Here is a 12,923-nt window from a genome sequence, read left to right on the forward strand (position 1 = left end):
TTTCACTAAATTTGAACCCCGAAAATAGGTTAATTTTGTTGTCCAATGGATATTCTATATTTAATGATCTTATGCAGTGTTTCTTTGGCTGCGGTTTTCTTGATCGTGTTTATAGTGTATGCCCGAAAAGGACAGTTTGAAGATGATGAATCTCCGGCTGTCAGAATTCTTTTTGAAGATGAAGTCAGAGAAAAGGATAAGACCGGCAACAAAAAAGATGACGAGAAAGAAATAGGAGAAAATAATAAAATTGAAGAAAAAAGTGAATAGTTGATATGGAAACACAGAAGTTTAGTTATGACAACAGTATTGTTCGGGCATTTCTTTATGCGACCATCGTTTTTGGGATCATAGGGTTTACGTTCGGACTTACGGCGGCATTAATGCTTTTCTACCCTGAACTTCCGGAATTCTTTTTCGGAACAGATGACACAACCATTAACAGTTTGGCATCGGGAAATATCCAAGGGTTGATAAACACACACGGTGCATTTGGTTTTGGTAGAATCAGAATGTTGCACACCAATACCGTAATCTTTGCATTTGTATGTAACATTGTTTACGTTGGGGTATATTACTCTACACAAAGATTATTAAAAACAAGAATGTACAGTGATACCCTTTCATGGATTCATTTCTGGACATGGCAGTTCATGATCGTTGCGACATTCATCACCTTCTTTATGGGGATCAATACCTCTAAAGAATATGCTGAGCACGAATGGCCAATTGATATACTGATTGCAGTATCTTGGATCATTTTCGGGGTCAATATGATTTTAACAATCAAAAAAAGAAGAGTAAGACACTTATATGTTGCCATCTGGTTCTATTTAGGTACTTGGGTTGCTGTAGCAATGCTTCACATCTTCAACAACTTAGAAGTTCCGTTATCTTTCACTGGCTGGAAATCTTATTCAGCATACGCAGGAGCAAAAGATGCGATTGTACAGTGGTGGTACGGTCACAATGCAGTAGCATTCGTATTAACGACTCCGGTTTTAGGTTTAATGTACTATTTCTTACCTAAAGCAGCAGACAGACCTGTATTCTCATACAAGCTATCTATTATTCACTTCTGGTCATTAATTTTCGTATATATCTGGGCTGGTCCTCACCACCTTCAGTATACAGCTTTACCAGCTTGGGCACAGGCAGTGGGAACAGGTTTCTCTATCATGCTTATTGCACCATCTTGGGGAGGTATGTTAAATGGTCTTCTTACATTAAGAGGAGCTTGGGATAAGGTAAGAGAAAATCCTATTCTGAAGTTCTTCGTAGTTGCAGTTACTTGTTATGGTATGGCAACATTTGAAGGACCGCTTTTGGCAACAAAAAACATCAACAAAATTGGTCACTTTACAGACTGGGTTATCGGTCACGTACATTTAGGAGCACTTGGATGGAATGGTTTCATGGCATTCGGGGTTATCTATTACTTGGTACCAATCTTGTGGAGAACAAAATTATATTCTACGAAATTAGCTAACTGGCATTTCTGGTTAGGTACATTAGGGATCATTTTCTATGCGGTGCCAATGTATATTTCAGGATTTACTCAAGGTTTAATGTGGAAGCAATTCAATCCAGACGGAACATTACTATGGAAAAACTGGTTGGATACGGTAACTGCTATTATCCCTTACTTTAAAATGAGATTTGTAGGAGGTTTATTCTACATTTCAGGAGCTCTTCTAATGGTTGTAAACGTTTTTGCAACAGTAAGAAAAGGATCATTCCAGAAAGATGTACCTGCAGAAGCACCAGCTTTGGCAAACATCGGAAACAAAAGAAAAGAAGGAGAAGGATTCCACCTTTGGTTGGAAAGAATGCCTACTCTATTAACAGTAATGTCTTTATTAACAATCTCAATTGGTAGTATGGTGGAAATTATCCCTACGCTATCTCTTAAGAAAAGTGTACCTACAATTTCTGCTGTGAAGCCTTATTCGCCGCTAGAATTAGAAGGTAGAGATATTTATATCCGTGAAGGTTGTAACGCTTGTCACTCTCAGATGGTAAGACCGTTCAGAGATGAGATCGTAAGATTTAACGGTAAAAACGGACAGTATTCTAAAGCAGGAGAATTCGTTTACGACAGACCATTCTTATGGGGTTCTAAAAGAACAGGACCGGATTTACATAGAGAAGGAGGTAAAAACCCAAGTTCTTGGCACTACAAGCACATGTATAACCCAAGATCTACATCTGCAGGTTCTATCATGCCTCGTTACCCTTGGTTGATCGCTACTAACCTAGACAGATCTAAAATGGTAGACAAAATGAAGCTAATGAAGAATACATTTGATGTACCTTACACAAAAGCTCAGATTGATTCTGCTGATACATGGGCAAATAACCAAGCTTCGAAAATTGTAAAAGATATCTTCTCTGAAGCAGCTGACTTAAAAACAGCATATGCTAAGAGACCACAGGGAGAATTAGAGAAAAAAGAAATTGTAGCTTTGATCTCTTATCTTCAAAGATTAGGTACAGATATCAAGACAACGGAAATTAAAACAGCAAGTAATAACTAACATTAAAGGCTCAACATGATTCCTCAGAACTTTAAAGATATATTATCCAATACAGAAAACGCTGGTTTTTACCAGACGCTGGCTCTGATTTTCTTTTTGCTGTTCTTCGTAGCACTTATAGTATACGTTTTTAGCAGGCCTAAAAAATATTATAAAGAAGAAGAAGAAGCGCCTTTGGGGGATGATGAAGATGATTTTAATTTAAAAAATTAAACTACTTATTATGAAACAAAGAACACCGGTTGTTGTAAACATTGCAATAATAATTGGACTTTTAATAGTTTTTTATTATCTGTTTGTACAAAGCTACGCGTTTTTAGGCTCACCATATTTCTGGGGAACTGTAGTGATCGCTGGTATCCTGGCGTACATTCACAGTGCTATCGGAGATTTGATTGAAAATAATAAATTCAAAAAATTATCTCAAGAAGAAAAAGATGCATATTTAGCTGAAAAGAAAATCCCTTTCTTAAAGAGACAATATGATGCAGCTTTCAAAAAGCAATCAGATTCTCATGAGAAAGATATCCTTATCGACCACGGTTTTGATGGGATTATGGAATTAGATAATCAATTACCAAAATGGTGGTTAGGATTATTCTATTTTGGGACTGCTTTTTGTATTGTATATATATGCGCTTACTCTTTCACAGATTTCGCACACCCGTTGAGCGAATATGAGAAAGAATATAAAGAGCAAATTGCAAGCATTGCAGCTTATGAAGCAACTCAACCTCCTGTAACAATTGAGACTGCTAAATATTCAGCAGATAATATCGCAGAAGGTAAAGAATTATTTAAAACAAACTGTGCATCTTGTCACAAAGAAGACGGTAGTGGTGGTATCGGTCCTAACCTGACGGATAACTACTGGATCAACCAGCCAGAGAAAACGTTATTCAAAAACGTATTCCATATGGACTGGAATGGTTCTCCTACTAACCCGGCGATGAGAGCATTCGGTAAAAACGGTGAAGTTTCTGGTGCTGAAATTGAAAAAATTGCAGCGTATGTGTATCACATTAACCAAGAGCAACCTCCAGTTACGCCGGCTCAGGGTGGAGCTGCTCCTCAGGGAACAGAAGCACATTGGGAAAAGGAATAATTTTTAAAAAGAAAAAATAGAACATATGAAAAACATAATTTGTTATTAACTAAAAACTAGTAACGAATTATGTTTTTCTTTTTTTAAACACTTTACAAAATGTCAGACATAGAAGAAATAGAAGTACGCGGCGGACAGGGACAAGTTCTGGATCCTGAGACTTACAGAGATTCTATAGGCACGATGGATCAATCCGGAAAGAGAAGATGGGTTTTTCCAAGAAAACCGAAAGGTAAATTTACCAACTATAGAAACATTGTAAGTTATCTTTTATTATTAGTTTATTTTGCGGTTCCGTTTATTAAGATAAATGGCAACCCCCTGATTTTATTTAACGTCATCGATAGAGAGTTTTTCATCTTCGGACAACCTTTCTATCCTCAAGACTTTTTCATCCTTACTTTAGGAGCCATTGCCTCTTTAATATTCATTATTGTATTTACGATTGCATTCGGAAGAATTTTCTGCGGGTGGATTTGCCCTCAGACAATTTTTATGGAATCTATATTCCGTAAAATAGATTATCTTATTGAAGGAGACCGAAACAGGCAAATGAAGCTTGACCGACAGGAATGGAATTCTGAAAAAATCTGGAAAAGAAGCTTGAAATGGACGATCTTCGTGATCATCTCTTTAATTATCACCCACTTCATGTTCATGTACATCGTAGGATATGAAGAAGTTTTGAATATCGTTTCTCAAGGCCCATTTGCCAACCCTACCAACTTTATGGTAATGATTCTTTTTACTGCCGCATTTTATTTTGTATTCGCGTGGTTCAGAGAGCAGGTTTGTACATTGGTTTGCCCTTACGGAAGATTGCAGGGTGTTTTAATTGATAAAGACACCATCAATGTTTTTTACGATTTTAAAAGAGGTGAAAACAGATCTAAATGGAGAAAAGGAGAAGACAGAAAAGCAGCCGGAAAAGGAGATTGTATCGATTGTCATCAGTGTGTGGTTGTTTGCCCTACAGGAATCGACATTAGAGATGGACAACAATTAGAATGTGTAAACTGTACGGCTTGTATTGATGCTTGCGACGAAGTAATGGAGAAAGTAGGTCTTCCAAAAGGGCTGATTCGCTATGCTTCTGAAAACGAGATCGAGCAGGAAACAAAATTCAAATTTACCGGAAGAATGAAAGGTTTTGCCATTCTTCTTTTAGGACTTGTTGTATTTTTAGGGTATCTGTTATCAAGCCGTGGAGAAATGGAGGCTAAATTCATTAAACCTGCAGGAAGTACCTTCTTTGTAAGAGACGGAAAAATTACCAATACCTACAATTATACTTTCTTAAACAAAACAAACGATAAAAAAATCGTTACCGTTAAAGTTATTTCCCCGGAACATGGTGAAATTATTTACAGCGCATCAAGCAAAATTACGGTAGAAAGAGATAAAATTACGAAAGGAACCATCAATATCAGCTTCCCGGAAGATGATATGAAACTTTCAAAACAAAATATCACCATTGGGGTCTATGATATGAAAGGGAAATTGGTAGATTCTTACCAAACCTATTTCGAAGGACCATTTAAATTACAATTTTAAATTTTAGAAATGAAGAACTTTAGTTGGGGACACGGTGTTGTAATCGCATTATTTGCGTTCATAGTTTTTATATTATCCATGATGTTTCTTTTCCCAAACGGGCAGAAAAACTCTGAAATGGTAACCGATAATTATTATGAAGAAGAACTGCAGTACCAGGATGTAATTGATGCTAAAAAAAGAGCTGACGAACTTCAGGAAAAACCTACGTACAGCCAGGATACAAACGGAATAAAAATTTCTTTTCCAAAAGATTATAATAATTCTAATACTACGGTAAAATTTGTTTTAAACAGAACCGACGACCAAAATCTGGATATTAAAAAATCTGAACAATTGGATGCGAATCAATCGATTTTAGTACCTGCACAGGTGCTGAAAATGGGAAATTATACCTTACGATTGATGTGGACTAAAGGCAAAACAGACTATAGAATGGATTATGATGTGATATGGAAATAGCACTTATTGTTTCGGCAATCGGATTAGGTTTTGCTTCCGGATTTCACTGTATCGGAATGTGCGGACCTATTGCGCTGTCGATGGGATTAACAAAAAAACAGGCTACCAATTTTTACCTTCAGAATCTCACATACCAATTCGGTAGAATTTTCACCTATTCACTTTTGGGCGCGATCTTAGGAATTATTGGCGAAGGTTTTGAAATGGCCGGAATTCAGCAATACCTTACCATTGGTGTCGGTATTTTGCTGATCATTATGGCTTTATTTTCATTCGGAGGAAAAGATTTTGCTTCAAAGATTCCTTTTTTCTCTAAGTTTTTATTTAAAGTTAAATCAAACTTAGGAAGATTACTTCAAAAGGCTGATTACCGTTCAAGATTCACCACCGGTATTTTAAACGGATTTTTACCTTGCGGAATGGTTTATATGGCGCTTACCGCAAGTCTTGCCAGTGGCGGAATTTGGCAGGGAGCTTCTTATATGGCTTTATTCGGATTGGGAACCCTTCCGTTCATGTTTGCGGTAGTTTTGGTGGGAAATCTAATGAATCAGGCTTTTAGAATTAAAGTTTTAAAAGCAATTCCTATAGTCATGATCATTTTGGGCGGATTATTCATCGTAAGAGGTCTTGAATTGGGAATTCCTTATATTTCGCCAAGAGCAGAAGCTATGACGATCTCAAAAGACAATCAGGGCGACTGTCATTTACCGGGAGATCACAGTACGCATCAACATTCGAATACGAATTGTCACTAATCATACATTAAAACCATGAAAAAAACATTCTTTTTACTCATTATCAGCCTTTTTGCTTTGCAGTCTTGTAAGATTAACTCCGAAATAGTTTATCATAAAGATGCAGCATCTACGGCCATTACCGATATTGATATTAAAGATTTTGTAAAAGAGATGAAAGCAATGACACCTGATTCTCTGAAGAACAAAGAGTTTGGTGATATGGATAAACTTCCCTCAACGTGGACGAGTTTTTACGATCTGGAAAAGCAACAGGGAAAACTGAAAACCAAAGATCCGGATTCATTGCGTTTGATGAAGAAAATGTTTTTAAAATCTACAAAGGAAAATAATGAACCGACAGCTTTTGCTTTAAAGCTGGATCATTTTAACCAAAGTGATTACAAACAATTGAATGCTTACACTCAACAGGAAAAATTACCTTTAGATCAAAACATCTATAACAATTGGGACGGGAAAACATTAACCATCGATACCGATAATTTTAATATTAAAAGCATTGAAGATGCAATGAGCAAAAATTCTCCTGCAGGAGGTTCTGAAAGCGAAGGCAGCACCAAAGGAATGCTTATGATGTTCTTAAAACAGGTAGGAACGACCCTAAAATTCGACAGCAAGATAAAATCCATCACCGGAAAACATGATTGGCTGAAGCAGATCGACGATCATTCTGTGAAAATAGAATACGATCTGGAATCGCTTTACGACAAAGAAAAAAAACTAACCAACAAGGATAAAAAAATCATCATTGTTACCGAATAAATGAAGCCACCGAAAATTTCGGTGGTTTTTTTGTTGGATATGTTTGTATTTTTAAATGGTTTGTTTTGGGGTGGGATTACAAATTTCACAATACCTCCAAAACATAAAACTTTTCAACATTATAGTTTTATTTAACTACACGTAATTATTCATAAACTGTAAATCCACAATAGATTCTCGAGGAAATTCCGGATTGTAATACAAAGTGGTAGTTTTCTGCATTTTTAATATAACTTCCGTGCTTTCCTTTGAAAATGGAAAGAATATTTTCTTTTAAAATATTTTTTGATCATAGATAAAAAATGTTTACTCAATTTATTTTTCATGGTATTTATTTTGCGGGATATTGCCTATATGTATTACCTGTTCATCATGGTATTTCTCAAAGAATTTATGAAAATTTATTCGCATAATCTCAGGTTTCATAATTGTTGCTTCTCCTCCTAAAAAAGTTATAAAAAAGTAAAGATGCCCCATGTAGGTCGTCCAAGTATTATCTGCTATAGTTAAATAATCTTTCACTGCAAAATCTTTTCTTCTCATACTTAAGTTTACTATTGTCGGAGTTGGCCATATTCTATCAAGTGCACGTGCAAAAAATCTATAATTTCCTTCTTCATCCTTATGGATTCCAAACTGCCTGTGTCCAGAAAATGGTTGAGTTTTACTTTTCTGAGATTTTGTGTTTGGCATTGCATAAATATACTCAACCAAATAAATATCAATATCTTTCTCATATTAATAGCTATCATAAGGAAATTCTTCTCTCTTAATCACCTTTCCCGTCTGCCCATCCAAAGTAATTTTTACTTCTTTTTCCTGTTTATTTAAAGAAATGATATAAGAAAGCAGCCAGACTTTTTTACCATCTAGCTCATTTTTATAAACACTGGTTTGATAGCCGTCTCTTTCATGATAGCCCTTAGAAAGCTTAATGTTATTTTTTTCACAGTATTTTACAATATCTCTTGGTTTAAATAAATATCCAGAATCGGTATCTTCTTCTTTTATTAGGCTACCTTCTTCATTATAATGATACCAAATTCCAATTGCTGAACCTTCATTAAAGGAAATACCTTTATCCTTAATAATTCCATTCTTATGAAAATTTTTACCTAAATTAAAATATAAGTTTTGTGGATAAAAATATTCTACAAAGCCATTTTTATATGAAAAAGATTTGACTGTACAATCCTCCGTCTTTATTAGGTAGCTATTATTTTTCTTCCGTTTTTGGAAAGTTAATACATCAAATTTTTCAACCTTATTATTAAGTTGCAAAATTGTAGATTCTTCTATGTTTTGTGTTTGGCATTGCATAAATATACTCAACCAAATAAATATCACTAGCTTTCTCATATTAATAGCTATCGTAAGGAAATTCTTCTCTCTTAATCACTTTTCCCGTTTGCCCATCCAAGGTCAGTTTTACTTCTTTTTCCTGTTTATTTAAAGAAATGATATAAGAAAGCAGCCAAACTTTTTTACCATCTAACTCATTTTTATAAACACTGGTTTGATAACCATCTCCTTCATGATAACCTTTGGAAAGTTCAATGTTATTTTTTTTACAATATTTTATGATATCTTCGGGTGTAAAAGCGTAAGCTTCATCTGTATTTTCTTCTTTTATCAATTTTCCATCCTCATCAAAGTGATACCAAACTCCTATAGAAGCTCCTTTAATAAATCCAATTCCTTTTTCTTTTATATTTCCAGACTTATAAAACAAATAATTAAAACAAAAAATATTTTGCTGATAAATCTGTCTTATAAAGCCATATGACTGTATATCCTCAAGAATTAATTGATTTTGATTTTTTAATACTCTACTTCCTCTTACTGCATTATTTTCAAAATCTTTAATATTAAATTTTTCAAAAGAGTCATTAACCAAAGGAATTTTCAATGTATCTCTTTTCTGAGTCTGGCATTGCATAAATATGCTTAACCAAATAAATATTAATATTTTTTTCATATTAATAGCTATCATAAGGAAATTCTTCTCTCTTAATCACCTTTCCCGTTTGTCCGTCCAAAGTAAGCTTTATTTCTTTATCCTGTTTATTTAAAGAAATGATATAAGAAAGCAGCCAGACTTTTTTACCATTGAGCTCATTTTTATAAACACTTGTTTGATAGCCGTCTCTTTCATGATAACCTTTAGAAAGTTCGATGTTGTTTTTTTTACAATATTTTATGATATCTTCGGGGGTAAAAGCGTACCCCTCATCCATATTTTCTTTTTTTACTAATGTTCCTACTTCATCAAAAAAGCACCAAACACCTATAGGTGAACCTTGAATAAATGCCCAGCCTTTATTTTCTATATTTCGTGACGGATTAAAGTTTTTAATGGACATAAAATAACTATCCGTCTCGTAACGAGCTTCTCCAAAACCCACATTAGCAGAAGTGTAGATAATATGCTCTTTCTGATTTATAACATCAATTCTAGATTCATCATCCATTTTTTGATCAAATCTTTCAAAACTACAATCTAAATTCAGCAAGTTTTGTTTTTTGAGATTTTGTGTATGGCATTGCATAAATATGCTCAACCAAATAAATATCAATAGCTTTTTCATATTAATAGCTATCGTAAGGAAATTCTTCTCTCTTAATTACCTTTCCCGTTTGCCCGTCCAAGGTAAGTTTTACTTCTTTTTCCTGTTTATTTAAAGAAGCGAGATAAGAGATTAGCCAAACTTTTTTACCATCTAACTCATTTTTATAAACACTTGTTTGATAGCCGTCTCTTTCATGATAACCTTTAGAAAGTTCAATGTTATTTTTTTTACAATATTTTATTATATCTTCGGGGGTAAAAGCGTAACCTTCATCTGTATTTTCTTCTTTTATCAATCTTCCTGCCTCATCAAAATAATACCAAATTCCGACTTGAGATCCAATATTAAATAAAGCTCCCTTCTTTTCAATATTTCCATTATTAAAAAAAAACTTATTTATTTTAAAAAAAGAATCTAAGCTATAGTTTCTTTCTCTATAACCTGGTGATTGAAAATCTTGAAAAGAACTTATTTTATTATCCTTAAATTCAAGCATTCCTCGTACGGCATTTTTATTAAAATTTTCGATATTGAACTTTTCAAAAGAACTGTCTGTTTTAGGAATCACTTTATTTTGTGTATGACATTGAATAAATAAACTAAGCCATAGAAATATCAATATTTTTTTCATATTAATAATTATCATAAGGAAATTCTTCTCTTTTAATCTCTTTTCCCGTCTGCCCATCCAAGATCAGCTTGATTTCTTTATCCTGTTTATTTAAAGAATTGATATAAGAAATCAGCCATACTTTTTTACCATCTACTTCATTTTTATAGATTCTGGTTTGATAGCCGTTCCTCTCATGATAACCCTTAGAAAGCTCAATGTTATTTTTTTTACAGTATTCTACAATATCTTCTGGCTTAAATAAATATCCGAAATCGGTATCTTCTTGTTTTGTAAGGTTACCTTCTTCATTATAATGATACCAAATTCCGATTGATGAACCTTTATTAAAAGAGATACCTTTTTTTTTAATATTACCATTTTCATAAAAAAACTTATCTAATATAAAATAATCATCATCTTTATATAACTCTTCTAAATAGCCAGGATTTTGTGAGTCTTGCCGAATGGTAAAATTTTCAACTTTAACGACATAACTCCCTCTAATTGATTCTTTTTTAAATTTTTCAATATCAAATTTTTCAAATTTATCATCTATTATTGGTATGATTTTATTTATATTTTGCGTTTGACAATGAATAAATATACTTAACCACAGAAATATTAATATTTTTTTCATATTATTTTTTTTATTGAATTATTTATTATTTTCCATTGCCAATAGTAAAGAGAACATCGTTTATTTTTAGATTCATGTTCTGTATAATCCATTAAATTATCAGTCATTTGATACATATAAGTAAATAATGCTTTAGGATCTGTATATTTATTGGTGAAGATATGCGCTAATCCCATAGAATGTAAAAGCTCATGAGTGGCAGTCTGTTGGTCAGCTCCATTAAATACTACTACAAAATCAGCATCCTCCACAGAATAACCACCTAGATTTTGTGCTCTTCCCCCATATCCTGTTTCAGCAAAATAAAATGCTTTGAAATGATTGTTATATTTCTCCTTATATTGTGTTTTTAACTTCATTTTTAAATAAATTTCCAAATCTAAATTACCTAATCTTTTTTCTTTATTAATTTCATTGTCGACTATAAAATTATAAAAATCTGCATCTGCAGATAAATCCAACATTATTATGTCTGAATTATCCGATAGCTGAATATAGGCTTGTCTTAAATATTGAGTAATATTTTCTTTTTCATTATTTACAATGGGTTTATTTTTTTTACCATTTATTTCAGGAGTTTTTATTTCTATAAATACCACGTCCATTTCTTTCTGTTTAGAAATGTCATTGGCCCACACATTTATTTTTCCTGCTATGGCTTCTATAGTTTCCCCTTTCGCATCTTTTTTAAAAGCTTTTAATTCAATGGTTTGGTCAGTTTCAAATTCTTTCACGCATTTTATGATAATATTTTCTTCGTTTAATGCTACGCTTTTTTTACCTTTAATATCTATTCTGTTTGGAGTGAAGATAAAGTAATCTGAGGAAGGAAATTCTAAGTAATCTGCTTCTTCCTTAATCTCTGCAATAAATGTTATATTAACTTCCTTATCTTTTAAAATACTCATCCAGGGAATAAAATATTCTTCAGCCATGGGCTTTCCGGTTTTAGGATTTTTCGTTGTTTTCCAAGGGATGGTATAAGGCTGATAAACCTGCTTCAGCTGATTGAGCATTTTTTCATCAGGTTTGAATTGCCCGCTATGCATATTAAGACTATCCGGTTTAGAATTATCTACAATTTTAGTGAATTCGTAATCACTATACTGATAAGCGACAATTCTTGTGAAAGCAACATCATGAAAAAGCATGGTATCTGCCAATCGAAACCAGTCAAATCCAAATTCGCCTCTCCAATCTTTATGCGGTCTGAACTGTACAATAATTTTAATAGGTTGGGAAGCCAAAGGGGGAAATTCCGGATCACCAATATTTATCCCTTTATCAGCGGTAAAATGGCTAAACTCTCCGGCATAAGCTTTAAACTCATCAGTATAAACTGTCCAACTTTCACACTCAATACTATTAGTTCCGCCTACTATTCTCGTAATTTTTCCTCTTGCCATAACTTAATGCATTTTAGAATTTTCACCACTATTATTATCAAAAGTACCTTTAGTATGAATTTCATTTTTCTTTTCAGATACGATTTTCTTTTCTTTGGATTGATCGGTGATTTCTTTCGCTCTAGATTTTCGTTCCCCCTGTGCCACTTCCATAATATTAGCAGCCATTAAAGAATAATCTGCCACCGCATTCTGAATCATCATTCCACCTGCAAAACTACTATGGCTCGCTCCTGCAGTTTCAGAAATATTCATGCCTGCATTAGATGTGATATTCATTCCTGCGGTTATCGTTACATTTTTTCCAGCAGTAAACGTAATATCATTCGGCGCATTCACCTCAATATTCCCCTGCCCATCCATCAAATACGTGTTCCCGCTCGGATCTTCAATAAAAACACTGCCTTCACCATCATTTAGAATAATTTTCGTTCCTGAACGCGTGTGAATTACTTTTTTATCATTCCCGCTCGTATGATACGAGCTCGTTTCACTTCCATTATAATGCGTCCCCACCGC

The 12,923-nt window shown here is 33.7% G+C and carries 16 protein-coding genes; 8 read left to right on the top strand and 8 right to left on the bottom strand.

All coding sequences use genetic code 11. The features are described 5' to 3' along the window. Nucleotides 1-45: 45 nt before the first annotated feature. The 8 genes from ccoS (at nucleotide 46) to VUJ46_RS13770 (ending at nucleotide 7,178) form a co-directional block, all read left to right on the top strand. Nucleotides 46-270, top strand: a complete 225-nt coding sequence (gene ccoS, locus VUJ46_RS13735) for a cbb3-type cytochrome oxidase assembly protein CcoS (protein WP_326981317.1) — start codon at nucleotides 46-48, stop codon at nucleotides 268-270. Between the two features lie 5 nt (nucleotides 271-275). After that, entirely contained in the window at nucleotides 276-2,537 is a 2,262-nt protein-coding gene (gene ccoN, locus VUJ46_RS13740; RefSeq protein ID WP_326981318.1) for a cytochrome-c oxidase, cbb3-type subunit I, read from the top strand. 15 nt (nucleotides 2,538-2,552) lie between these two features. Next, nucleotides 2,553-2,750 (top strand): CcoQ/FixQ family Cbb3-type cytochrome c oxidase assembly chaperone, encoded by a 198-nt coding sequence (locus VUJ46_RS13745; RefSeq protein ID WP_267404623.1) that lies wholly within the window; start codon nucleotides 2,553-2,555, stop codon nucleotides 2,748-2,750. Nucleotides 2,751-2,760: 10 nt separating this feature from the next. Next, nucleotides 2,761-3,642 carry a cbb3-type cytochrome c oxidase N-terminal domain-containing protein gene (locus VUJ46_RS13750; protein WP_326981319.1) on the top strand — a complete coding sequence of 294 codons (882 nt, stop codon included), beginning with the start codon at nucleotides 2,761-2,763 and terminating at the stop codon, nucleotides 3,640-3,642. 99 nt (nucleotides 3,643-3,741) lie between these two features. Further along, nucleotides 3,742-5,196 carry a cytochrome c oxidase accessory protein CcoG gene (ccoG, locus tag VUJ46_RS13755; RefSeq protein WP_326981320.1) on the top strand — a complete coding sequence of 485 codons (1,455 nt, stop codon included), beginning with the start codon at nucleotides 3,742-3,744 and terminating at the stop codon, nucleotides 5,194-5,196. A gap of 9 nt (nucleotides 5,197-5,205) precedes the next feature. Further along, nucleotides 5,206-5,658: a FixH family protein gene (locus VUJ46_RS13760; protein ID WP_326981321.1), complete on the top strand. Its 453-nt coding sequence runs from the start codon at nucleotides 5,206-5,208 to the stop codon at nucleotides 5,656-5,658. Next, the gene (locus tag VUJ46_RS13765) at nucleotides 5,649-6,416 is read left to right on the top strand and encodes a sulfite exporter TauE/SafE family protein (RefSeq protein ID WP_326981322.1); all 768 of its coding nucleotides are present in this window, start codon (nucleotides 5,649-5,651) and stop codon (nucleotides 6,414-6,416) included. The genes VUJ46_RS13760 and VUJ46_RS13765 overlap by 10 nt, the downstream gene beginning before the upstream one ends. A 15-nt stretch (nucleotides 6,417-6,431) precedes the next feature. Beyond that, nucleotides 6,432-7,178, top strand: coding sequence for a hypothetical protein (locus VUJ46_RS13770; RefSeq protein WP_326981323.1), 747 nt, complete (start codon nucleotides 6,432-6,434; stop codon nucleotides 7,176-7,178). 315 nt (nucleotides 7,179-7,493) lie between these two features. Here the strand turns inward: VUJ46_RS13770 and VUJ46_RS13775 are convergent, their stop codons facing one another. From VUJ46_RS13775 to VUJ46_RS13810, 8 genes are all read right to left on the bottom strand, one after another. Beyond that, entirely contained in the window at nucleotides 7,494-7,871 is a 378-nt protein-coding gene (locus VUJ46_RS13775; RefSeq protein ID WP_326981324.1) for a hypothetical protein, read from the bottom strand. A 45-nt stretch (nucleotides 7,872-7,916) separates the two neighbouring features. Beyond that, the gene (locus VUJ46_RS13780; RefSeq protein WP_326981325.1) at nucleotides 7,917-8,537 is read right to left on the bottom strand and encodes a hypothetical protein; all 621 of its coding nucleotides are present in this window, start codon (nucleotides 8,535-8,537) and stop codon (nucleotides 7,917-7,919) included. 1 nt (nucleotide 8,538) lies between these two features. Further along, nucleotides 8,539-9,156, bottom strand: a complete 618-nt coding sequence (locus tag VUJ46_RS13785) for a hypothetical protein (RefSeq protein WP_326981326.1) — start codon at nucleotides 9,154-9,156, stop codon at nucleotides 8,539-8,541. A gap of 1 nt (nucleotide 9,157) precedes the next feature. Continuing rightward, nucleotides 9,158-9,691, bottom strand: a complete 534-nt coding sequence (locus tag VUJ46_RS13790) for a hypothetical protein (RefSeq protein ID WP_326981327.1) — start codon at nucleotides 9,689-9,691, stop codon at nucleotides 9,158-9,160. 76 nt (nucleotides 9,692-9,767) lie between these two features. Continuing rightward, complete coding sequence (locus tag VUJ46_RS13795) at nucleotides 9,768-10,379, bottom strand: hypothetical protein (RefSeq protein WP_326981328.1); 612 nt, start codon at nucleotides 10,377-10,379, stop codon at nucleotides 9,768-9,770. 1 nt (nucleotide 10,380) lies between these two features. Beyond that, complete coding sequence (locus tag VUJ46_RS13800) at nucleotides 10,381-10,998, bottom strand: hypothetical protein (protein ID WP_326981329.1); 618 nt, start codon at nucleotides 10,996-10,998, stop codon at nucleotides 10,381-10,383. Then, entirely contained in the window at nucleotides 10,995-12,404 is a 1,410-nt protein-coding gene (locus VUJ46_RS13805; protein WP_326981330.1) for a hypothetical protein, read from the bottom strand. The genes VUJ46_RS13800 and VUJ46_RS13805 overlap by 4 nt, the downstream gene beginning before the upstream one ends. Before the next feature lie 3 nt (nucleotides 12,405-12,407). Beyond that, nucleotides 12,408-12,920: a hypothetical protein gene (locus VUJ46_RS13810; RefSeq protein WP_326981331.1), complete on the bottom strand. Its 513-nt coding sequence runs from the start codon at nucleotides 12,918-12,920 to the stop codon at nucleotides 12,408-12,410. Nucleotides 12,921-12,923 lie beyond the last annotated feature (3 nt).

The organism is Chryseobacterium sp. MYb264 (assembly GCF_035974275.1).
In the GTDB taxonomy this organism is placed as follows: Bacteria; Bacteroidota; Bacteroidia; order Flavobacteriales; family Weeksellaceae; genus Chryseobacterium.